A 21,965-nucleotide genomic window follows, 5' to 3' on the forward strand; every position below is an offset into this window, starting at 1 on the left:
GCGCCCGTCAGCGCAGGTACGCCGCGGCGGCGGCCCGGATCGCGGCGCCGGTGCGGTCGAGGGCCGCGGTGCGCAGCGTCCACTGCTGCCAGTGCAGCGTGACGTCCACGTGCCGGCCGGGGTCGATGTCGACGAGGACGCCGTCCCGCTCGCCCGCCGCGGCGTCGCGCTCCGGGAGCATCCCCCACCCGAGCCCCAGCCGGACGGCGAGCACGAAGTCCGCGGACGCCGGGACGTGGTGCCGGGGCGGCAGCGCCGGGTCGACGCCGCGCTCGCGCAGGTACCCGTCCTGCAGGTCGTCCTTGCGGTCGAACACCACCAGCGGCGCTGCGGCGAGCGCGTCGGGCGTCGGACCGCCGGGCAGGTGCTCGGCCGCTCGGTCGACCGCCATCATCGGCCGGTAGCGGAGCACGCCGAGCCGGTGCGAGGTGCAGCCCTGGACCGGGCGGGCCGCCGTGGTGATGGCCGCGACGACCGTGCCGTCCCGCAGCAGGTCGGCGGAGTGGTCCTGGTCCTCGCGGTGCAGGTCGAACAGGATGTCGGCGGCGAGCGGCGCGAGCGCCGGCAGCACCCACGTCCCGAGCGAGTCCGAGTTCACGGCGACGGGGAGGACCGGGCGGCCGGCGCGCTCGTCGGCGGTGACGGCCGCGCGGGCCTCGTCGGTGAGGCCCTGCACCTGCCGCGCCAGGCGCAGGTAGACGGCGCCCGCGTCGGTGACGCCGGCGGGACGGGTGCGGCGGACCAGCACCTGGCCGACCGCCGTCTCCAGGGCGCGGATGCGCTGGCTGACGGCGGACTGCGTGAGGTGCAGCGCGACGGCGGCGCCCTCGAAGGAGCCCTCGTCCACGACCGCGAGCAGCGCGCGGAGCTGGGGCAGGTCGACGTCGGCCACCGGCGGCTCAGACCCTCGCGTCGGGGTCCGACCCCGGCGGGAGGAGCGCGAGCGCCGCCGCGAGCGCGCCGTACGCGAGCGCGGGCGCGGTGTGCGGGAGGCGGCGACCCGCCGCGGCCCGGGCCTCGCCGTGGCGGAAGACCCACCGCTCGGCGGCGACGGTCGAGGCGACCGACGCCGCCAGGAAGGCCGCCGGCACGACGGCCAGCGCCGCCCGGCGGGCCGGGGAGAGCGAGCCGAGCGCTGCCCGCCAGCCGGGCGTCCCGGCGCTCTCCTCGGCGCTGTCCTCGACGATCGCCGGCCCGTCGGCGGCCGCCTTCCCGCCGCGACGCGCCTCCGGGACCGCGGCCGCCACGATCACCGCCGAGAGCGCGACCTTGGCCACGCCGCGCGCCCGCCGGCTCCGGAGCACGTCGGGCGTGGCGTAGTACGCGGTCGTCGCCACGCCCGTGACGGCGGCGACGACGGGGCGGGACAGGAACGGCATCGACGGACTCCTGAGGGTGTGCGGACGGGACGGTCCGGCCACGCTATCCGCGGCCTCGGACTGGTCGCCTCGGTCGAAGGACGGAGATCGACATCAGCGTCACTGATGAACCATCGCCACCAGTCGTTGGACTGATGCCGAACCGGACCCTACCGTCGATGCCGTGCCTCCCGCCCTCGCCGCCGCCCAAGGACTCGTGTTCGGCCTGTCCCTGATCGTCGCCATCGGCGCGCAGAACGCGTTCGTGCTGCGCGTCGGCCTGCGACGCACGCACGTGCTGCCCGTCGTGGCGGTGTGCGCGGTGTCCGACGGGCTCCTCATCGCGGCGGGCGTCGGCGGGCTCGGCGCGCTGGTCGACCGGGCGCCCGGCGTGCTGGCCGTCGCCCGCGTCGCCGGGGCGGTGTTCCTGCTCGGCTACGCGGTCGTGGCGGCGCGCCGCGCGATCCGGCCCGCGGGCGCGCTCACCGCCGAGGACGGCGACGCCCCGACCCGCCTGTGGCCGGTCCTCGCGACGTGCCTGGCGCTGACCTGGCTGAACCCGCACGTGTACCTGGACACCGTCGTGCTGCTGGGATCGGTCGCCGGCACGCACCGCGAGCAGCGCTGGTGGTTCGGCGGCGGCGCCGTGCTGGGCAGCGTGCTCTGGTTCACCGGCCTGGGCTTCGGCGCGCGGCTGCTGCGCCCCCTGTTCGCCCGCCCCGGCGCCTGGCGGGTGCTGGACGGCGTCATCGCGCTGGTGATGGCCGCCATCGCGGTGGGGCTGCTCCGCGGCGTCTAGCGCGAGGCGTCCGGCGCCGAGCGGGGCGCGCGGCCGCGGACCAGCGCCGTGACTCCGTAGAGGCCGAGCACCACCGCGACCAGCACCGCCGTCGACAGCAGCTGACCCCGCGCGGCGCCGTCGGCGAGCATGAGCACCACCAGCCCCGCGAGCGCGGCCAGGGTGGCCCACGTCAGCCACGGGTACCCCCACATCCGCAGGGGCAGCGCCTCGCCGCGGGCCCGGGCCTGCTCCTCGAGCCGCGGGCGCAGCCGGAGCTGCGCGACCGCCACCAGCACCCACACGACCAGCAGCGCCGCGCCGACCGCGTTGAGCAGGATGCCGAGCAGCGTGTCGGGCAGCGCCCAGTTCAGCCCGACGGCGACCACCCCGAACGCCACGGACACCAGGACCGCCACCCACGGCACCCCGCGGGACGACACCCGGCGCAGCACCCGCGGCCCGTCGCCCCGCCCGGCGAGCGAGTACGCCATCCGCGACGTCGCGTACACGTTCGCGTTGAACGCCGACAGCAGCGCCACGACCACCACGGCCTCCATCAGCCGCGCCGCCCCCGGCAGCCCCGCCGCGTCGAGCACGGCGACGAACGGCCCCTCCTGCAGCACGGGCGCGTCCCACGGCAGGACCAGCACCATGATCGCGACCGAGCCGACGTAGAACAGCAGGATCCGCCACAGGATCGTCCGCGTCGCCCGGCCGACCGCGCGCTGCGGGTCCTGCGCCTCCGCGGCGGCGATCGTGACGATCTCGATGCCCCCGAACGCGAACACCACGACGAGCAGCCCCGCGGCCACTCCCCCGACCCCCTGCGGCGCGAACCCGCCGTGGCCCAGCAGGTTCGTGGTGCCGACCGGGTCCGTGCCCGGCAGCAGCCCGAGCACGAGCAGCACGCCCAGCACGAGGAACACCACGATCGCCGCGACCTTGACCAGCGCGAACCAGAACTCCAGCTCCCCGAACCGGCGGACGCCGGCCAGGTTCACCACGGCGAACAGGGCGACCACGACCAGCGCGACCGCCCACTGCGGGACGCCGGGCGCCCAGCCCGTGACGATGCGGGCCACGCCGGTGATCTCGGCGCCGAGCACCATGATCAGCGTGAACCAGTACACCCAGCCGAGCGTGAACCCGGCCCACCGGCCCAGCGCCGCCTCCGCGTACACCGAGAACGAGCCGCTGGCCGGGACCGCCGCCGCCATCTCGGCGAGCATCCGCATCACGAGCACCACCAGCACGCCGGCGATCGCGTAGGAGACCAGCACCGCCGGCCCCGCGGTCGCGATCCCGACGCCGCTGCCCAGGAACAGCCCCGCCCCGATCGCCGAGCCGAGGCCCATCATCGTGAGGTGCCGGGGCCGCAGGCCGTGGCCGAGCCCGTCCTCGCGGGCGGAGCCGGTCGGGCTCCCCGGTGCGGTGACGCGAACGGGCGGTGGTGCTGACGTCATGGGGGGGTGCTGCTCCTGGCGCGGGGGTGGTCGCGGGCGCCGGACGGGCGCGCGCCGACCGACCACGGTACCGGCGCGCGGGACTACGGGCGCCTTCGGCGCAGCCGGTCCCGCAGGTGCACCCCGACCTCGTGAGCCACCTGCTCCGAGACCTGCTCCGACATCTGGTCGGACACCTGCTCCACGACGTGCGCGGTCAGCGCGGCCCGCACCCGGTGCCGCTCGGCCCGCACGACGGCGGTGTGCTCGGCGTGCAGCGCCCGGGAGACGGACACGACCATGGCGATCATCACGACGCTGAACGGCAGCGCGATGAGGATCGCCGCCGTCTGCAGCGCGGTCAGCCCGCCGGCGAGGAGCAGCGCGATCGCGAGCACCCCGATCAGGGCGGCCCACACGACCCGGATCGCCCGCCGCGGGTCCGGGTCACCCCCGGCGGACAGCATGGCGATCACCAGCGCGCCGGAGTCGGCGGACGTGATGAAGAACAGGGCCACCAGGATGATCGCGCCCACCGACAGGACCGTCCCGGCCGGCAGCCCGCCCAGCAGGTCGAACAGCACGTTCTCCGGCACCACCTCGCCGTCGGGCCCGACGAGGCCGCCACCGCCGACCAGCTCCTGGTGCAGCGCGGAGCCGCCGAGCACGGAGAACCACAGGAACGTCACCAGGGTGGGCACGAGCAGCACCCCGCCGACGAACTCGCGGACGGTGCGCCCGCGGGAGATCCGGGCGATGAACACCCCGACGAACGGGGCCCAGGAGATCCACCAGCCCCAGTAGAACGTCGTCCACGCCGCCTGCCACGCCTCCCCCTCCGCACCGGCGTAGGCGGAGACGTTGAACGTCATCGGCAGCACGTTGGCCAGGTAGACGCCGATGGACTGGACGAACTCCCGCAGCAGGAACAGCGTCGAGCCCAGCAGCAGCACCGCGACCAGCAGCACGCCCGCGAGGGTCACGTTGATGTTGGAGAGCCACTTCAGGCCCTTGTCGAGCCCGGACACCACCGAGCCGGTCGCCAGCGCCGTGACGACGACGATGAGGACCACCTGGAGCGCCGTCGACGACTCCGCCAGGCCGATGTGCTCCAGCCCGGCGGAGATCTGCAGGACGCCGAGCCCGAGCGAGGTCGCCACGCCGAACACCGTGCCGACGACGGCCGCGACGTCGACGGCGTCCCCGACGCGGCCGCGCACCCGGTCGCCCAGCAGCGGCTCGAGCGCCCACCGGATCGACACGGGCCGTCGCCGGCGGTGGATCATGTACGCGAGCGCCAGGCCCACGACCACGTACACCGCCCACGCGTGCACGCCCCAGTGCAGGTACGTCTGCGACATCGCGGTCTGGGCGAGCTGCTCGGGCGTGCCGGTGGTGCCGGGCTTGGGGTTCGCGAAGTGGCTCAGCGGCTCAGCGGCCCCCCAGAACACCAGGCCGATCCCCATGCCCGCGGCGAACAGCATCGAGAACCAGGTGCCCAGCCGGTACTGCGGGACGTCGTCGTCCTGCCCGAGGGTGATGTCCCCCCACCGGCCGACCCCCACCCAGAGGGCGAAGGCGACGAACCCCGCGACGAGGAGCACGTAGTACCAGCCGAAGGCGTTGATCACGTCCGACTGGATCCGCCCGACCACGACCTCGGCGGTCCGCGGGAACGCGATCGTCAGGCCGGCCACCACGACGACCAGCGCCGCCGACGGCCAGAACACCGCGGGGGACGTCCCCCACGGTCCACGGCGGGAGGGGTGCGGCTCGTCGGGCGCCTGCGTCGTGACCGGCGCGGGGGTGGTGCTCACGGGATCCTCGGTGCTCTCGGGTGCGGGGGGTCGCGCGCGGCGACGTCCCAGACTCGCACCGGGCCCGCGCGCCCGCACGTCGTCCGGGACCGCGCGTGCGCCCGCTCGTCGCGCACACCGTGCGGACGCCCGGGGGCCGACCTAGCGTGGCGCCATGAGCGACCAGACCCCGGACCCCACGACCGACGCCACCAAGGACCCCGCCGACTGGACCACCGGCGACGAGCCCATGACCGGCCCGCAGCGCTCCTACCTGAGCACGCTCGCCCGCGAGGCCGGCGAGGAGGTCCCCGACGACCTCACCAAGGCGCAGGCGTCGGAGATGATCGACCGCCTCCAGGGCAAGACCGGCCGCGGCGCCTGAGGCCCACACTGCCGAACACCCATGATAGTGCGCTCATGCGTACTATCGTGGGTGTCGAGGAGGTGGTCCCGTGCTCGTGCAGCACCCGCTCGAGGTCGTCACGCCCACGGTGGACGGCGACGTGCTCGCGGCCCTCGCCCGCGCTGACGCCGGGTTCACGTCCGGAGAGCTCGCCCGCCTGATCCCGCAGCACTCGGTGGAGGGAATCCGCAAGGTGCTCAACCGTCTCGCAGCGCAGGGCATCGTCGACGGCGAGCAGGTCGGTCGCGCCGTCCAGTACCGCCTCAACCGCGACCACCTCGCCGCCGAGGCCATCCTGGCCCTTGCGCGCCAGCGCGCCACGCTGCTGGAGCGGCTCCGCGGCGTGCTCGCCGCCTGGTCCCCTCGGCCGGTGTACGCCGCGCTGTTCGGCTCCGCCGCACGGGGCGACATGAGGGTCGACAGCGACATCGACCTCTTCGTGGTCCGCCCGGACGGCGACGTGGACGACGCGCGGTGGGAGGAGCAGACCGGCTCCCTCGCCGCGGTGGTCACGCGGTGGACGGGCAACGACGCCCGCGTGCTGGAGATGACCGAGGCGGAGGTCCGGGCCGGCGCCGCCGCCGGCGACCCGGTCCTGCGGTCGCTCCTCGACGAGGAGATCCCGGTCGCGGGACCGACCACGTGGCTGCGCCGCACCGTCCGCGAGGCGACGGGGGCCCGCCGGTGACCGGCCGAGCCGTTCAGGCGGACGACACCGTCCGACGCGGACGCATGGCCAAGGCGGAGCAGTTCGCCGAGGCCGCGGCCTCGGTCCACGACCTGGCCGACGAGGCGTCGGAGGTCGCGGACGCCTACGTCACCTTGTGCGTGCACGCCGGGATCGCGGCTGGCGACGTCGTGTGCGCCGCGCGTCTGGGGCGGTACTCACGCGGCGAGGACCACGCCGCCGCGGTGACCCTGCTCGCGAGCGTCGACAAGGAGGCCGCGACCCACCTCCGGGCGTTGCTCGCGATGAAGACCCTGGCGGGCTACAGCCACCAGCCCGTGAGCAGGGACCGCGCCGTGCGTGCGGGTCGGGCGATGGACGCTCTCATGCGGGCTGCGCGATCCACCCGCTGACGGCGGTCAGTCCCGCACGCGCGTCGCCCAGAACGCCACCGCGCCCGCCGCCGCGACGTTGAGCGAGTCCACCCCGCCGGCCATCGGGATCCGCACCGTGAGGTCCGCCGCCGCGATGGTGGCCGGCTTCAGGCCGTCGCCCTCCGCGCCGAGCACGAGGGCCAGCCGCTCCGGTGGGTCGGCCTCCAGCTGGTCGAGGCCGATCGAGTCGTCCGAGAGCGCCAGCGCCGCGGTGACGAACCCGGCCTCGCGCAGCACCTCGACGCCCGACGGCCACGGGTCGATCCGGGTCCACGGGACCTGGAACACCGTGCCCATCGACACCCGGACCGAGCGACGGTAGAGGGGGTCCGCGCAGCGCGGGGTGACGAGCACGGCGTCCACGCCGATCGCCGCGGCGGACCTGAACGCCGCGCCGACGTTCGTGTGGTCGACGACGTCCTCCAGCACGGCTACCCGCCGCGCGCCCGCTCCCCCGCGCGCGCCGGACAGCACCGACGCGACCGTCGGCAGCGGCGGCCGGTGCATGGCGGCGAGCGCCCCGCGGTGCACGTGGAAGCCGGTGATGGCCTCCAGCACGGCCGGCTCGGCGACGTACACGCGCACCGGCTCGCCGTCGGGGTCGCGGGACTCGAGCATCGCGGTGAGGTCCGGCAGCCACCGCGGCGAGACGAGCACCGACCGGGGACGGTGCCCCGCGCTGAGCGCGCGCCCGAGCACCGTGGAGCTCTCCGCGATGTACAGGCCCTTCTCGGGCTCGTGCCGCGAGCGCAGCGCGACGTCGGTCAGGGAGACGTAGTCGGCGAGCCGCTCGTCGTCGGGGTCGGTCAGGTGGACGATGTCGAGCGCGGGCACGCCCGCCATCATCCCCCCGACGCGGTCAGGCCAGGAACTCCAGGGCGGCGGCGACCAGCAGGCGCCGGCCGGCCGCGAGGGTCGGCGCGTCGAGCGGCGCGAACTGCGCCGTGTGGTTGCCCGGGACCGACGGCACCACGCCTGTCGTGTAGCCGGCGGGGAACAGGGCCGGGTCCATGCCGCCCCAGAACCAGAACGCGTACGGCACCGGGTCGCCCGCGTACCGGCCCTTCGGCAGCCCGTACTCCGAGAAGTCCTCGGACCCCATCAGCGGGTCGGCGATCCGGACGGCGCCGTCGGGCATGACGGCGGCCTGCGCCGCCATCACCCGGTCGACGACCTCGGCGGTGTTGACCGTGGCCGGCGGGTTCTCGCGCATCCCGATGGTCGGCGGCTGCGGGCACCCGGCGGCGGCCGCCTCGGCCTCGACGATCCGCCGGACGGCCGCGACCGCCCGCTCCATCGACGCGTCGGACCGCGCGCGCAGGTTCACGGTGAACGTCGCGGTGTCCGGGATGATGTTCGACTTCGTGCCGGCGTGGAAGGTCCCGACGGTCACGACCAGCGGGTCCTCGGGCGAGGTCTCGCGGGCGACGATCGCCTGCAGGCGCGTGACCGCGTAGGCCGCGGTGAGGATCGGGTCGACGGTGACGAACGGCCGGGAGCCGTGCCCGCCGCGGCCGTGGATCGTCACGTCGAGGGTGCACGCCGCCGCCATCAGCAGCTCGCGGGAGTGGTTCGCCACCCCGGCGGGGAGCGGGCCGACGTGCTGCCCGAGCGCCACGTCGGGCTTCGGGAACCGGGTGAACAGCCCGTCGGCGAGCATCGCGTTCGCCCCGCTCGCCGTCTCCTCCGCGGGCTGACCGACGACCAGCAGCGTGCCGCGCCACGCCTCGCGCGCCCCCGCCAGGGCGTCGACCGCCGCGGCGAGGGCGGTGACGTGCATGTCGTGCCCGCACGCGTGCATCGTCGGGACGGTCTCCCCCGCCGGGTTCACGTCCGTGTGCCGGCTCGCGTACGGGACGCCCGACTCCTCCAGCACCGGCAGCCCGTCCATGTCCGCGCGCAGCATCACCACCGGTCCGTCGCCGTTGCGCAGGACCCCGACGACGCCGGTGCCGCCGACGCCCTCGGTGACCTCGAGCCCCGAGGCGCGCAGCTCCGTAGCCAGGGCGGCGGCGGTGCGGTGCTCCCGCCCGGACAGCTCCGGGTGCGCGTGCAGGTCGCGGTAGAGCGCGAGCCAGCGCGCGTCGAGCGGCTCGGCGGCGTCGAGCAGCCGGGCGGCGCGGGTGCGGTCGGTGGTCGGGGTGGTGTCGAGGGCCATGCGGCGTGGCGTCCCTTCGGTGCGGCGGTTCCCGGCACGCTGCCGCCGCCCTTCGGCCCCGGCCCGCCCGGCGCGCGCTCTTCCCCGCGGCAGCCCGGCCGCCGCCCCCTGCCGCGCAGGGCTGCCGCACCCCTACCATCAGCCCATGCGGTACGGGGTCCTGGGTCCCGTGGAGCTCGTGACCGCCGGCGGGAGCGAACCCGTCCGCGGTTCGCGGCAGCGCGCCCTGCTGGCGGTCCTGCTGGCGCACCGCGGGGCGCTGGTCCCGCGCGAGCGCCTCATCGTCGCGCTCTGGCCGGACGGGCCGCCGCCGAGCGCCGAGCACACCCTGCACAGCCACGCGTCACGCGTGCGTGCGCTGGTCGGCGCGGACCTGCGGGCCGTCCCCGGCGGGTACCGGCTGGACCCGCAGGACCTCGACGCCGACCGGTTCGACCGGGCGGTGCGGCAGGCGGTGCACGCCGGGCACCGCCTCCCCGGGGGTGCGACCGCCGACATGCTCGCCGACGCCCTCGCGCTCTGGCGCGGGCCGGCGTTCGGCGCGGAGGCGGACCTGCCGGAGGTCCAGGCCGAGGCCGAGCGGCTGGAGGCGGCACGCCGGGGCGCGCACGAGGCGCTGGCACGGGCGCTGCTCACCTCGGACCCGGCACGCGCGGCCGAGGCGGCCGAGCGGGCGCTCGACGGCGACCCCTACCGGGAGGGGGCCTGGGCGCTGCTGGTCCGGGCGCGGACCGCCGAGGGCCGCGCGGGCGAGGCGGTGCTGGCCTACCTGCGGGCCGCGGCCGCGCTCGACGAGATCGGGCTGCTGCCCTCGCACGACCTGCAGACGGCGCACGCCGCCGCCCTCGCGGCGGGACGCCCCCGGCGGCCGCTCGCCGCGCCGGTGCGCGGTGGGACCGGCGGGACCGGCGGGACCGGCGGGACCGGATCGACCCGTCCCGACGCGCCGTCCGCCGGCCGGGCCCCGCGGGACCACGCACCGGACCGCTCGCCGGTCCACGCACCCGGGCACGCACCCGACGCCCCCCGGCGCCCGGCCGCCTCCCCGCTCCCGCGACCGCGCACCTCCTTCGTCGGGCGGGAGGACGACGTGGCGGCGGTGCTGACGCTCCTCGGGCGGGTCGCGCTGGTCACGCTCGTCGGTCCCGGTGGCGTGGGAAAGACCCGGCTCGCCCTGGAGACCGCCGCCCGCGCCGCGACGCCGGCCCGGTTCCTCGAGCTGGGCGCCGTGCGCGACCCCGCCGCCGTCCCCGCGGCCGTGGCCGCCGCGCTGGACGCCGACCCGGAGGACCCGCCGGCGCGCACGCTGTCCCGGGCGGGGCGCCGCGAGCTCCTGCTGGTCCTGGACAACTGCGAGCACCTGCCCGCGGCTGTCGCCGAGTGCGTCGACCTGCTGCTGTCCGAGCCCGGTCCGCTGCGCGTGCTGACGACGAGCCGGACACCGCTGGGCGTGGCGGGCGAGCACGTCGTCCCCGTCGCCCCGCTCGGCACGACGGGCCCCGACTCGCCCGCGGCGGTGCTGTTCCGCGAGCGCGCGCGGGCCGCCGGCGGCCACGCGCCCGCACCCGCCCCGCCGGCCGGCGAGCACGGCGACCACGACGACCACGACGACGGTGACGACCCGGTCGAGCGCGTCGTCGCCCGCCTGGACGGGCTCCCGCTCGCGCTCGAGATGGCGGCCGCCCGCACCGCCACGCTGAGCGTCGCCGACGTCGCCGACCTGCTCGACGCCCGGCTGGCGGCGCTCGCCGCGCTCGCCTCCCCCCGCAGGGACGCCCCGGCGCGGCACCGGTCGCTGGGCGCGGTGGTCGCGTGGTCCCGCGAGCTGCTGCCGCCCGACGCGCGCCGCGCCCTCGACGGGTGGCCGGTGTTCGCGACGGCCTGCCCCCCGGACCTCGCGGCGCGGGTGCTGGACGTGCCGGCCACCACCGCCGAGGAGCTGGCGGCCGCGTCGCTGCTCGTGCGGGACGACGCCCGCGGCCGCACCCGCTACCGGATGCTGCAGACGGTGCGCGCGGTGGTGGGCCCGCCGCCCGAGGACCTGCGCGCCCGGCACGCGGCGGTGCTGCTGGGCGTCGCGCGCGAGGCCGACCACGCGCTGCGCGGGCCGGGCGAGGCGGATGCCCGCGCCCGGGTGACCGAGCTGCTGCCCGACCTGCGCCTCGCGCACGCGTGGTCCGCGACCCACGACCCCGAGGTCGCGGTCCGGCTGACCCGCGCGCTGCACGTGCACGCCGTCGACGCCCTGCGCACCGACGTGCTCGCCTGGCCCGTCCCCGGCCGGGAGGACGCGCCCGCGGTGCTGGCGGCGCTCGCCGCCCGGGCGCTGGTGCAGGGCCACCGGGCCGCTGCCGGCCGGCGCGCCGCTGCCGCCCTGGCGACCGCGACCGACGTCGCCGACCGGCTGCACGCCCTGGAGGTGCTCGCGGACCTCGCCCTGTTCGAGGGCCGGACGGACGAGGCCGTGGCGCTGGGCGCCCGCATCGCCGCCACGGCCCAGCACGCCGGCGACCCGCACTACCGCGCCGTGGGGCTGACGTACCCGGTGCTCGTCGCCGCCTACCGGGACCGGCCGACGCAGGCCCGCACCGCGCTGGCCGCCCTCGAGCACGCCGTCCACCCCGTGCACTCCGCGCCCACCGACCGGGGCTGGCTCGCGTTCAGCACCGGCGAGGTGCTGGCGCGCACCGACCCGGAGGCGGCGCTCGGCGCGCTGGGCGAGGCGCGCGCGCTGGCGGACGGGACCGGCAACCGGTACCTGTCCGGGGTCGCGCGCGCGGCGACCGTCGCGGCCGTCGCCCGGCGGCCCGACCCGGCGGGCGCCCTGGACGAGCTGCTCGACCTCGCCCGGGCGTGGGCGCCCACCGGCGACCGCACGCACCTGCTCACCGCGCTGCGCAACGCGGTCCCGCTGCTGCTCCGGCTGGGCAGGCCCGAGGACGCCGCCCGCCTGCTCGGCACGGTCACCGCGCCGGACCTGCCGGAGACCTACGGGGTCGAGGCCGACGCGCTGGCCACCGTCCGCGCGGACCTGGGCGAGCAGCTCGGGGCCCGCCGGCTGCGGCTGCTCGTCGCGCAGGGGCGCGCCCAGGACCTGTCGCGCGCGGCCGACCGGATCGGGGGGTCAGAGGTGGAGGCGGTAGAACCGGAACAGGTCGTGCCGGACCGGCAGGACCTCGAGGGCTGAGAACCCGGCCGCGCGGGCGTACCGCTCCAGCGTCGCGGGGCGCATCACCGTCCCGGTGCCGACGCCGCCGGTGTGCGACAGCCCGTCGGGCAGGCAGACGCCCAGCGAGAACCCGTAGAACCAGCGGTCCAGGGGGCCGGCGGGCGCCGTGAACTCCGGCTCCACCCGCTCGTCCACCACCAGCACCCAGGCGTCGGGCGCCGCGAGGCCCCGCGCCGCCCGCAGCACGGCGACCGGGTCGCCCATGTCGTGCACGCACTCGAACGCGGTGACCAGGTCGTAGCGGTCCCCGCCCGCCTCGACCGCCGCCGCGTCCGACGCGACGAACCGCACCCGGTCCTCCACGCCGAGGGCCGCCGCGTGCCGCCGCGCCGCCTCCACCGACGGCGCGTCCACGTCGATCCCGGTCACCTCGACCTCCTCGTGGGCGAGCGCGAGCCCCACCGACGACCACCCCTCCCCGCAGCCGATGTCCGCGACGCGAGCCCCCGCTCGCAGCCGCCCGTCGAGCTCGGGCAGCGCCTCGGCGACGAGGCCGGCGAGCCCGTGCAGGAAGAACGGCCGGTTCAGCGCGGCCTGCGCCTCCCGGGCGTCGGCCCCGAGCCGCTCCCACGAGACGCCGCCGCCCGACCGGTACGCCGCGTGCAGGTCGTCGACGACCCGCCCGCTCGCGGCGTGCATCCGCCCGAGCGGCGCGAGGTACGCCGCGGAGTCGACGTCGGTCAGCACCTCCGCCGCCCCGGGCGTGAGGGCGAACGCGTCACCGTCCACCGTCAGGTACCCGGCCGCCGCCTGGTGCTCGAGCCACTCCCGCACGTAGCGCCCGTGCGTCGCCGTCAGCGCCGCGAGCTCCTCGGCCCGGCAGGGGCCGTGCTGGGCGAGCGCGCGATACCAGCCCAGGCGCTCGCCCGCGTGGACGGCCGCGAGCTCCTGCGCTCCCAGGCTCGCCGCCATGACCCGGGCGGCGACCTCCTCGGTCGTGCCGCCGACGGGCTCGAACAGGTCCGACGGGCCGGCCTGCGTCGCGGTCGTGGTCATGCGGTCCTCCTGGGGATCGGGCCACGGGCTGCGCCGCGGCGTGCGGGACCAGCACAGACCCGCACCCTCGCAGCGGCCTCGCAGCCGCGTCGCAGCGGCGCCCCGACCCGGCTCGCGGTCGCCGACCGCGCAGGTCCGGGGCACGATGGCTCGCATGAGCGACCACTGGACCGCCCTGCTGGCCTGCGTCGAGGACGACGAGCACGTCGAGGCGTCGGTCGGACGGGCCCTGGAGGCGGCGTCCGCCGCCGGGACGCCCGTCGACGCGGCGCTGCTCGGTCTCGACGCGACGCCCGGACCGGCACCCCGGTCGAACGAGGAGTGGCGCGCCGCGGTGCTGGACCTGGTCAACGCCCACGCCGGCGCGCTCCAGCAGCTGCTGCCGCTGGAGGACGACGGCGAGACGGCCGCGACGGCGCCGTACGAGGCGGAGGAGGCGTTCCTGCACGCCCTGGCCGCCGGCTACTCCGACCGCCCGGCGGACTGACCGGCCCGGACCCGCGGGACCGGCCCGCGCCCGCCGGGCCCGGCCCGCGCCCGCCGGGCCCGCCGCGCCCGTCAGTCCTCGACGGCGACCGCCGCCGCGAACTGGCTCGCGTACAGCCGCGCGTAGGCACCGCCGGCCGCGAGCAGCTCGTCGTGCGAGCCCTGCTCCACGATGGACCCGTGCTCCATCACGAGGATCACGTCGGCGTCCCGGATCGTCGACAGCCGGTGCGCGATGACGAACGAGGTCCGCCCGGAGCGCAGCGTGCTCATCGCCTGCTGCACGAGGACCTCGGTGCGGGTGTCCACCGAGGACGTCGCCTCGTCGAGCACGAGGATCGCCGGGTCGGCCAGGAACGCCCGCGCGATGGTCAGCAGCTGCTTCTCGCCGGCGGACAGGTTCGCCGCCTCGTCGTCGACCACCGTGTCGTAGCCGTCGGGCAGCGCCCGCACGAACTGGTCGACGTGCGTCGCGACGGCCGCCTCGACGATCCGGTCCTCGTCCGGCTGCTCGACCCCGTACGCGATGTTGTCCCGGATCGTGCCGCCGAACAGCCAGGTGTCCTGCAGCACCATCCCGACCCGGGAGCGCAGGTCGTCGCGCGTGAGCTCGCGGGTGTCGACGCCGTCGAGCGTGATGCGCCCGCCGTCGATCTCGTAGAACCGCATGAGCAGGTTCACCAGCGTGGTCTTGCCGGCGCCGGTGGGGCCGACGACGGCGACCGTCTGGCCGGGCTCCGCGACCAGCGACAGGCCGTCGATCAGCGGCGTCCCCGGGACGTACCGGAACGACACGTCCTCGAACACCACGCGTCCGCGCACCCGCTCGGGCAGCCGCGCGGGCCGGGCCGGGTCGGGCTCCTGCTCCGGGGCGTCGAGCAGCTCGAACACCCGCTCCGCGGAGGCGACGCCCGACTGCAGCAGGTTCATCATCGAGGCGATCTGCGTGATCGGCTGGGTGAACTGCCGCGAGTACTGGATGAACGCCTGCACGTCGCCGAGCGTGAGGGAGCCCGACGCGACGCGCAGCCCGCCCACCACGGCCACGACCACGTAGTTGAGGTTCGCGAGGAACCCCATCGCGGGCTGGATGATCCCGGAGATGAACTGGGCCTTGAACGACGCCGCGTACAGCTCGCCGTTCTGGTCGTGGAACTGGCTGATCGCCTGCTCCTGGCGCCCGAACACCTTGACCAGCGCGTGACCGGTGTACATCTCCTCGATGTGCGCGTTGAGCGACCCCGTCCACCGCCACTGCGCGATGAACTGCGGCTGCGACCGCTTCGCGATCGCGGCGGTGACCACCACGGACAGCGGCACGGTGACGAGGGCGACGAGCGCGAGCAGCGGGGAGATCCAGACCATCATCGCGAGCACCCCGACCACGGTCAGCACCGCCGTGATCAGCTGGGACAGGGTCTGCTGCAGCGTCTGGGCGACGTTGTCGATGTCGTTCGTGACGCGGCTGAGCACCTCGCCGCGGGGCTGCCCGTCGAAGTACCGCAGCGGCAGCCGGCCGAGCTTCGCCTCGACGTCCTCGCGCAGCCGGTAGACCACCCGCTGCACGACGCCCGTCGTGAGGAGGCCCTGCAGGTACCCGAACAGGGACGACGCCACGTAGATCGCGACGACCGCGAGGAGCAGGCCGCGCAGGGCCGTGAAGTCGACCCCCTGCCCGGGCACGACGTCCATCCCGCCGAGCATGTCGGCGAGCCGGTCCTGCCCCTGCGCGCGCAGCCCCTCGATCGCCTCCGCCTTCGTGACGCCCGCGGGCAGCTGCTGCCCCACGACCCCGTCGAAGATGACGTCCGTCGCGCTGCCGAGCACCTTCGGGCCGGTGACCGCGAGCGCCACCGACGCGATGCCGAGCAGCACCACGGCGACGAGCCGCCAGCGCTCCGGGCGCAGCACGCCGAGCAGCCGCCGCCCCGACGCGCGGAAGTTCAGCGACTTCTCGCCGGGCATGCCCAGTCCCGCGCCGGGCCCCATGCCGCGCCCGGGCATCCGGCGCGGCGCGGCGGGTGCGGTCTCGGTGCGGGCCTCGTCCTCGGCGCTCACGCCGCCTCCTCCGCGCTGATCTGGGAGAACACGATCTCCTGGTAGGTCCGGCAGCTCGCCATCAGCTCCGCGTGGGTGCCGGTGCCGACCACCGCGCCCTCCTCGAGCACCACGATCCGGTCGGCGTCGCGGATGGTCGCCACCCGCTGCGCGACGACGATCACCGCGGCGTGCCGGGTCTCGGGCACGAGCGCGGTCCGCAGCGCCGCGTCGGTGGCGTAGTCGAGCGCCGAGAACGAGTCGTCGAACAGGTAGATCGCCGGCTTGCTGACCAGCGCCCGCGCGATGGCCAGCCGCTGGCGCTGCCCGCCGGACACGTTCGTGCCGCCCTGCGCGATCGGGGCGTCGAGCCGCTCCGGCAGCTCCTCGACGAAGGACCGGGCCTGCGCCACCTCGAGCGCGTGCCAGAGGTCGTCGTCGGTGGCGTCGGGGTTCCCGTACCGGAGGTTCGACGCGACCGTGCCGCTGAACAGGTACGGGCGCTGCGGCACCAGCCCGATCAGCCGCCAGAGGTCCTGCGGGGCGATGTCCCGGACGTCGACCCCGTCGATCAGGACGCTGCCGCCGGTGGCGTCGAACAGGCGGGGCACCAGGTTGACCAGCGTCGTCTTGCCCGACCCGGTGGAGCCGATCACCGCGGTGGTCTCCCCCGGCTCGGCGACCAGGTCGACCCCGTGCAGCACCGGACGCTCCGCCCCGGGGTACCGGAGCTCGACGTCCCGCAGCTCGACGCGCCCCCGCGGCTGCGCGAGCCGGACGGGTGCGGCCGGCGGGACGACGGACGACTCGGTGTCCATGACCCCCGCGATGCGCTCCGCGGACACGACGGCCCGGGGCACCATCACGAACATCATCGTCGACATCATGACCGCCATCAGGATGTACATGATGTAGCTGAGGAACGCCGTCAGGGCCCCGACCTGCATCTCCCCCGCGTCGATCCGCCCGGCCCCGAACCACAGCACGCCGACGCTGGTGACGTTCATGATGAGCATGACGACCGGGAACATCAGCGACATCAGCCGGCCGACGCGCAGCGAGGTGTCGAACAGCGCGTCGTTGGCCTGACCGAACCGCTCGGCCTCCCGCCGCTCCCGCACGAACGCCCGGATGACCCGCAGCCCGGTGATCTGCTCGCGCATGACGCGGTTGATCCCGTCGATCCGCTGCTGCATCACGCGGAAGTACGGCACCATCCGGCTGACGATCAGCCCGACGACGACGCCCAGCACCGGCACGACCACGAGCAGCAGCCGGGACAGCGCCACGTCCTCCTGGAGCGCGAGGACGACGCCGCCGACCAGCATGATCGGCGCCATCACCATGATCGTGAACGTCAGCAGCACGACCATCTGCACCTGCTGCACGTCGTTGGTCGTGCGGGTGATGAGCGAGGGCGCCCCGAACTGCGCGACCTCGCGGGCGGAGAACTCCTGCACGTGGGTGAACAGCCCCTCGCGCAGGTCCCGGCCGAACGACATCGCGACGCGCGCGCCGAAGTAGACGGCCAGGATCGAGCACAGGACCTGGAGCAGGCTGATGCCGAGCATCAGGACGCCGATCCGCAGGATGTAGCCGGTGTCGCCGACGGCGACGCCCTTGTCGATGATGTCGGCGTTCAGGCTCGGCAGGTACAGCGTGGCGATGGTCTGCGCGAGCTGGAGCAGCAGCACGGACGCGACCTGCGAGCGGTACGGCCGCAGGTACTCGCGGAGCAGGCGGAGCAGCATGGGACTCCCGGTGCGTGCGGGGTGCGGTCAGGTGCGGGCGGCGCCGTGCAGCAGGACGTCCACCAGGTCGGCGACGGCGAGCTCGGCCTCCTCCGGCACGAGCGGCGGCCCCTGGCCCATGATCGTCGCGAGCAGGAGCTGGGCGACCCGCTCGGGCTCCACGCGCAGCTCGTCCCGGTACGGCGCCAGCCGCCGGGCGATCGCGGCGCGCGACTCCGTCAGGGCGCGCAGCCGCACGTCCCGGCCCGGCCCGTGCGGGAGCGCGTGCGGCGTGCCGGGGCCTCCGGTGAGGGAGCGGCCGAGGACGTCCGCGCCGCGCGCCCCCCGGACGGCGGCCGCCCGGCGACCCTCCTCCGACGCGAGGACCCCGTGCACCGCGAACATCACGCGCCGCACCCGCCGCCCGCGCGCGGCGACGACCTCGGCGACCTGGGTGAGCTCCGCCGCGAGACCGCCGGCGCGGGGCAGGGCGTCGATCTCCGCGACGCCGGCGGCCGGGTCGAGGGCGCGCGAGGCCGCGGCCGTCAGCAGCTCGACCTTGTCGTCGAAAGCCCGGAACAGCGTGCCCTCGGCGACGCCGGCGGCGAGGGCGATCTGCCGGGTCGACACCTGCGAGCCGTGCCGCTCGAGCAGCGGGATCGTCGCGACGGCGATGGCGTCGCGACGCTCGTCGCGGCTCATCGGCCGCGCGCGACCGGTTCGGGGCTCCTCCACGCCGCCACCCTAAGTGAGTGAGCACTCACTCGTCCAGTCACCGCCGCGTCCCCGCGCACGACGGCGCCCGCCGGCGCGGGTGCGCGGCGGGCGTCGCCGTGCAGGCGCCGGGGTCAGCGGCCGGGCGCCCGCACCGTCACGGGGCGGGCGGCGCGGCCTGCCCCGCGTCGGGCTCCGCCGGCGGCACGGGCGGCACCGGCGGCACCGGCGGCTGCGCGGGGGCCGAGGTGCCGGGGCGCGGGCGCTGGCCCGCCTCCGCGACCGGGTCGAACGGCCGGCCGCTGAACGTGCCGGCGCTCGTCGCGTCGGCGGTCGCGGCCTCGGACTCGCGCCGGGCCTCGGCCAGCGCCTCCTTGGGGTCGGTCAGCGCGATCGGCGGCAGGTCCTGCGGGCTCAGCGGCGACGACCCGGCGGGCCGCGCCTCCGTGGCCGCGCCCTCGTCGTCCCCCGAGCCGCCGAACGCGCCGGCGAAGCCCTTCGTGAACTGCCCGAGCGCGCCGGTCAGCTCGGACGGCACGATCCACACCTTGTTCGCCGGGGTGGCCGCCAGCTTCGGCAGCGCCTGCAGGTACTGGTACGCGAGGAGCTTCGGGTCGGCGTCGCCGCGGTGCACGGCGTCGAAGACCTGGAGGATCGCGCGGGACTCGCCCTCGGCGGACAGGATGGCCGCCTGCGCGGAGCCCTCGGCCCGCAGGATCGCGGCCTGCTTCTCGCCCTCCGCGGTGAGGATCTGCGACTGCTTGACGCCCTCCGCGGTGAGGATCGCGGCACGGCGGTCGCGCTCGGCGCGCATCTGCTGCTCCATCGCGCCCTGGACGGAGGCGGGCGGGTCGATGCTCTTCAGCTCGACGCGGTTCACGCGGATGCCCCACTTGCCGGTCGCCTCGTCGAGGACGCCGCGGAGCTGGCCGTTGATCTGGTCGCGGCTGGTCAGGGTCTGCTCGAGGTCCATCGAGCCGATCACGTTGCGGAGCGTGGTGACCGTCAGCTGCTCGATGCCGGTGATGTAGTTGGCGATCTCGTAGACCGCCGACTTCGGCTCCGTCACCTGGAAGTAGATGACGGTGTCGATGCTGACCACCAGGTTGTCGGAGGTGATCACGGGCTGCGGCGGGAACGACACCACCTGCTCGCGCAGGTCGACGCCCGCACGGACCCGGTCGACGAACGGGATGATCAGGTGCAGGCCGGCGTCCAGCGTCCGGTTGTACCGGCCGAGCCGCTCCACCAGGAGCGCGACGGTCTGCGGCACGATGCGCACGGCACGCGCCAGGGTCACCACGACGAAGACCGCCAGGATGCCCAGGAACACCCATCCCACGATCGCGCCGACGTTCGGGTCGTCCACTGCGTCTCCTCCCTGCACCGGCCCGTCACCCGGGCCGTCCTCCTCCAGGCGCGACCGGTCGGTCGCGCCCGTCGTCTCAGATGCCGGCGGGCGCGCCGGGCGGACCCGACCCGTCGGCCGTCGCGGGCCGGTCGGCCGCCGCGACCACCGCGGTGGCGCCGTCGATCCGCGCCACGCGGACCTCGGTGCCGGCCGGGAAGGACTCCCCGTCGGCCAGCGCGCGCGCCGACCACACCTCGCCCGCCAGCTTCACGCGGCCGCCGGCGACGTCGGTCGGCGCGACCACCACGGCCGAGCGACCGACCAGGGCGGCGGAGTTCGTCTCCACGAGCGGGGTGCGCTCCCGCAGGCGCCGCAGCAGGAACGGCCGCAGCGCGAACAGCATGAGCAGCGACGTCACCGCGGCGACCACGATCTGCACCGCGAGCGGCGCACCGAGCGCGTTCGCGGCGGCACCTCCGAGCGCGCCGAACGCGAGCATGAGGAAGATCAGGTCGAGCGAGAACATCTCCGCGACGCCCAACAGCAGCGCGCCACCGAGCCACCACAACCAGCCCATCGTCGGCCCCCTTCCGTGGGGTGTGCCCGTCCGGCACCGTCGTCGTCGGCGGCGACGCCACGCCGCTCACCACCGATCCTAGACGATTTCTTGACCTCGACGAGGGGAAACCGTCCGCGGGGCGGTGCCGGCGTCAGCGGGAGCCGCGCGCCGTCCAGCGGTCGTCGGTCTTCTCGACGCGCAGCGGGGTGCCGAACGCGCCGGACAGGTTCTCGCTCGTCAGCACCTCGTCGACCGGCCCGGCGGCGTGCACCCGGCCGTCCGCGAGCAGCAGCAGGTGGGTGAAGCCCGGCGGGATCTCCTCGACGTGGTGCGTGACCAGCACGAGCACGGGCGAGCGGCGATCGGCGGCCAGCTCCGCCAGGGCGCTCACCAGCTCCTCGCGCCCCCCGAGGTCCAGGCCCGCGGCGGGCTCGTCGAGCAGCAGCAGCTCCGGGTCGCTCATGAGGGCCCGCGCGATCTGCACGCGCTTGCGCTCCCCCTCGCTGAGCGTGCCGTACCGCCGGTCCGCGAACCGCTCGACGCCGAACGCCGCCATGAGGTCGGTCGCGCGGGACTCGTCGACGTCCTCGTACGCCTCGCGCCAGCGGCCGGTGACGCCGTACGCCGCGGTGAGCACGACGTCGCGGACGATCTCCCCGCCCGGGATCCGCTCCGCGAGCGCCGCGCTGGCCAGGCCGATCCTCGGTCGCAGCTCGAACACGTCGACCCGGCCGAGCCGGGAGCCCAGCAGGTCCGCCGTCCCCGAGGTCGGGTGCATCCGCCCGGAGGCCACCTGGAGCACGGTCGTCTTGCCCGCGCCGTTGCGCCCCAGCACCACCCAGCGCTCGCCCTCGCGGACCGTCCAGGACAGCGCGTCGAGGATCGTCGTGGTGCCGCGCCGGATGGTCACGTCCTGCAGGTGGAGCACGTCGGTCATGGACACCAGACCCTAGCTGCCCGGGAGCGCCGGGACGTGGTCGTACGTTGGTGGCGTGGACCGCACCTCCCTCGCCCTGCCCCGCTCCGTGCTGCTCGCGCTCTGGCTCGCCGAGCCCGGCGCCGGGTCCGGGCCGGTGCAGCGCACGCTCGACGCGGTGCAGGGCGACGACGAGCCGCACCGGGTGACCGTGCCGGAGGCGGGCGTGCCCGGGCTGGGCTCCGGCGAGCCCCGCGGCGGCGCGACCCTCGCCGACCTCGTCGCGGCGTGGGCGAGCGGCCCGCGCACGGTCGCCGCCGTGCTGCCGGCCCCCGGCGACCCCGCCGGTGCGCCCGCGGCGGTGGCGGGCCCGGCGCAGGAGGCCGGCGAGGCCGTCCTGGTCAGCACGCCCGACGGCGACTTCGCGGCGGTCCCCGGAGTGGAGCAGTTCGGCAGCGCGCTCGAGGTGGGCCACCTGGTGACCTGGCAGCTGCACGCGGTGCCGCCGTGGCGCCAGGCGCTGGTCGGCCAGGTCGGCACGCTCGCCGAGGCGGAGCGGGAGCTCGCGACGGCCCTGACCCGGGCGACCGAGGCGCTCGTCTCGCTGGACGTGGCGCGGTGGCGGCCCGACGCCGCAGAGCAGATCGCCGCGCTGCGGTCGACCCCCGACGCGCTGGGCGTGCTCCCGCCCGGGCTGGAGCCCCGGCGGGTGCGCGTGATCGGGTCGGCCCTGCGCCTGCGCGCCATCGTCGACATCGCCACGTCCGACGACGGCGCCGCGGTGAACCTCTGGCAGGCGGACCAGCGGCACAGCGCCCTGCGGGACGTCGACCGGGCCGCGCGCCGGGCGCTGGCCGTCGCGACGCACCCGGCGGCGGACGCGCCGGACCCGCGGCGGGCCTGAG

20 protein-coding genes are annotated in these 21,965 nt (G+C 76.1%); 7 read left to right on the forward strand and 13 right to left on the reverse strand.

The genetic code is table 11. From position 1 onward, the window contains the following. Positions 1–7 precede the first annotated feature (7 nt). Together QNH85_RS06000 and QNH85_RS06005 are read right to left on the reverse strand one after the other, a co-directional pair. Entirely contained in the window at positions 8–892 is an 885-nt protein-coding gene (locus QNH85_RS06000) for a LysR family transcriptional regulator ArgP (RefSeq protein WP_282945326.1), read from the reverse strand. Positions 893–899: 7 nt separating this feature from the next. Continuing rightward, positions 900–1,379 carry a hypothetical protein gene (locus QNH85_RS06005; protein ID WP_282945327.1) on the reverse strand — a complete coding sequence of 160 codons (480 nt, stop codon included), beginning with the start codon at positions 1,377–1,379 and terminating at the stop codon, positions 900–902. 163 nt (positions 1,380–1,542) lie between these two features. Here QNH85_RS06005 and QNH85_RS06010 point away from each other — a divergent pair, with 163 nt between their 5' ends. Then, positions 1,543–2,157, forward strand: coding sequence for a LysE/ArgO family amino acid transporter (locus QNH85_RS06010; protein WP_282945328.1), 615 nt, complete (start codon positions 1,543–1,545; stop codon positions 2,155–2,157). Here the strand turns inward: QNH85_RS06010 and QNH85_RS06015 are convergent. Together QNH85_RS06015 and QNH85_RS06020 are read right to left on the reverse strand one after the other, a co-directional pair. Next, positions 2,154–3,602: an amino acid permease gene (locus tag QNH85_RS06015; RefSeq protein ID WP_428830363.1), complete on the reverse strand. Its 1,449-nt coding sequence runs from the start codon at positions 3,600–3,602 to the stop codon at positions 2,154–2,156. The genes QNH85_RS06010 and QNH85_RS06015 overlap by 4 nt on opposite strands. Positions 3,603–3,685: 83 nt before the next feature. Further along, positions 3,686–5,398 (reverse strand): BCCT family transporter, encoded by a 1,713-nt coding sequence (locus QNH85_RS06020; protein ID WP_428830364.1) that lies wholly within the window; start codon positions 5,396–5,398, stop codon positions 3,686–3,688. A 154-nt stretch (positions 5,399–5,552) separates the two neighbouring features. Here QNH85_RS06020 and QNH85_RS06025 point away from each other — a divergent pair, with 154 nt between their 5' ends. The 3 genes from QNH85_RS06025 (at position 5,553) to QNH85_RS06035 (ending at position 6,863) form a co-directional block, all read left to right on the forward strand. Continuing rightward, on the forward strand, positions 5,553–5,762 hold the full coding sequence (locus QNH85_RS06025; RefSeq protein WP_282945329.1) for a DUF3072 domain-containing protein: 210 nt from the start codon (positions 5,553–5,555) through the stop codon (positions 5,760–5,762). A 70-nt stretch (positions 5,763–5,832) separates the two neighbouring features. Continuing rightward, entirely contained in the window at positions 5,833–6,471 is a 639-nt protein-coding gene (locus QNH85_RS06030; RefSeq protein ID WP_282945330.1) for a nucleotidyltransferase domain-containing protein, read from the forward strand. 44 nt (positions 6,472–6,515) lie between these two features. Next, on the forward strand, positions 6,516–6,863 hold the full coding sequence (locus QNH85_RS06035) for a hypothetical protein (RefSeq protein WP_282945331.1): 348 nt from the start codon (positions 6,516–6,518) through the stop codon (positions 6,861–6,863). 6 nt (positions 6,864–6,869) lie between these two features. On the opposite strand, the gene QNH85_RS06040 is transcribed toward QNH85_RS06035, so the two are convergent. Together QNH85_RS06040 and QNH85_RS06045 are read right to left on the reverse strand one after the other, a co-directional pair. Beyond that, positions 6,870–7,727 carry a TrmH family RNA methyltransferase gene (locus tag QNH85_RS06040; protein ID WP_282945332.1) on the reverse strand — a complete coding sequence of 286 codons (858 nt, stop codon included), beginning with the start codon at positions 7,725–7,727 and terminating at the stop codon, positions 6,870–6,872. Between the two features lie 16 nt (positions 7,728–7,743). After that, positions 7,744–9,042: an amidohydrolase gene (locus QNH85_RS06045; RefSeq protein ID WP_282945333.1), complete on the reverse strand. Its 1,299-nt coding sequence runs from the start codon at positions 9,040–9,042 to the stop codon at positions 7,744–7,746. 145 nt (positions 9,043–9,187) lie between these two features. Here QNH85_RS06045 and QNH85_RS06050 point away from each other — a divergent pair, with 145 nt between their 5' ends. Further along, a complete protein-coding gene (locus QNH85_RS06050) occupies positions 9,188–12,229 on the forward strand; it encodes an AfsR/SARP family transcriptional regulator (RefSeq protein ID WP_282945334.1) in 3,042 nt (1,013 codons plus the stop codon). Here the strand turns inward: QNH85_RS06050 and QNH85_RS06055 are convergent. Beyond that, positions 12,167–13,267 (reverse strand): class I SAM-dependent methyltransferase, encoded by a 1,101-nt coding sequence (locus tag QNH85_RS06055; RefSeq protein ID WP_282945335.1) that lies wholly within the window; start codon positions 13,265–13,267, stop codon positions 12,167–12,169. The genes QNH85_RS06050 and QNH85_RS06055 overlap by 63 nt on opposite strands. 154 nt (positions 13,268–13,421) lie before the next feature. Between QNH85_RS06055 and QNH85_RS06060 the strand changes: the two genes are divergently transcribed. Further along, complete coding sequence (locus QNH85_RS06060; protein ID WP_282945336.1) at positions 13,422–13,754, forward strand: hypothetical protein; 333 nt, start codon at positions 13,422–13,424, stop codon at positions 13,752–13,754. Between the two features lie 71 nt (positions 13,755–13,825). Here QNH85_RS06060 and QNH85_RS06065 read toward each other — a convergent pair whose 3' ends face one another. The 6 genes from QNH85_RS06065 to QNH85_RS06090 form a co-directional block, all read right to left on the reverse strand. Next, positions 13,826–15,757 carry an ABC transporter ATP-binding protein gene (locus QNH85_RS06065; protein ID WP_428830370.1) on the reverse strand — a complete coding sequence of 644 codons (1,932 nt, stop codon included), beginning with the start codon at positions 15,755–15,757 and terminating at the stop codon, positions 13,826–13,828. Positions 15,758–15,807: 50 nt separating this feature from the next. Continuing rightward, complete coding sequence (locus tag QNH85_RS06070; RefSeq protein ID WP_282945337.1) at positions 15,808–17,541, reverse strand: ABC transporter ATP-binding protein; 1,734 nt, start codon at positions 17,539–17,541, stop codon at positions 15,808–15,810. A 27-nt stretch (positions 17,542–17,568) separates the two neighbouring features. Beyond that, positions 17,569–18,255 carry a TetR/AcrR family transcriptional regulator gene (locus tag QNH85_RS06075; protein WP_282945338.1) on the reverse strand — a complete coding sequence of 229 codons (687 nt, stop codon included), beginning with the start codon at positions 18,253–18,255 and terminating at the stop codon, positions 17,569–17,571. 136 nt (positions 18,256–18,391) lie between these two features. Further along, positions 18,392–19,603 carry an SPFH domain-containing protein gene (locus QNH85_RS06080; RefSeq protein WP_282945339.1) on the reverse strand — a complete coding sequence of 404 codons (1,212 nt, stop codon included), beginning with the start codon at positions 19,601–19,603 and terminating at the stop codon, positions 18,392–18,394. 76 nt (positions 19,604–19,679) lie between these two features. Next, positions 19,680–20,162, reverse strand: coding sequence for an NfeD family protein (locus QNH85_RS06085; protein WP_213282663.1), 483 nt, complete (start codon positions 20,160–20,162; stop codon positions 19,680–19,682). Positions 20,163–20,295: 133 nt separating this feature from the next. Next, positions 20,296–21,081, reverse strand: a complete 786-nt coding sequence (locus tag QNH85_RS06090) for an ABC transporter ATP-binding protein (protein WP_213282664.1) — start codon at positions 21,079–21,081, stop codon at positions 20,296–20,298. Positions 21,082–21,136: 55 nt separating this feature from the next. Here QNH85_RS06090 and QNH85_RS06095 point away from each other — a divergent pair, with 55 nt between their 5' ends. Beyond that, on the forward strand, positions 21,137–21,964 hold the full coding sequence (locus QNH85_RS06095; RefSeq protein WP_282945340.1) for a hypothetical protein: 828 nt from the start codon (positions 21,137–21,139) through the stop codon (positions 21,962–21,964). Position 21,965 lies beyond the last annotated feature (1 nt).

It is taken from the genome of Cellulomonas endometrii (genome assembly GCF_949769265.1).
In the GTDB taxonomy this organism is placed as follows: domain Bacteria; phylum Actinomycetota; class Actinomycetes; order Actinomycetales; family Cellulomonadaceae; genus Cellulomonas; species Cellulomonas endometrii.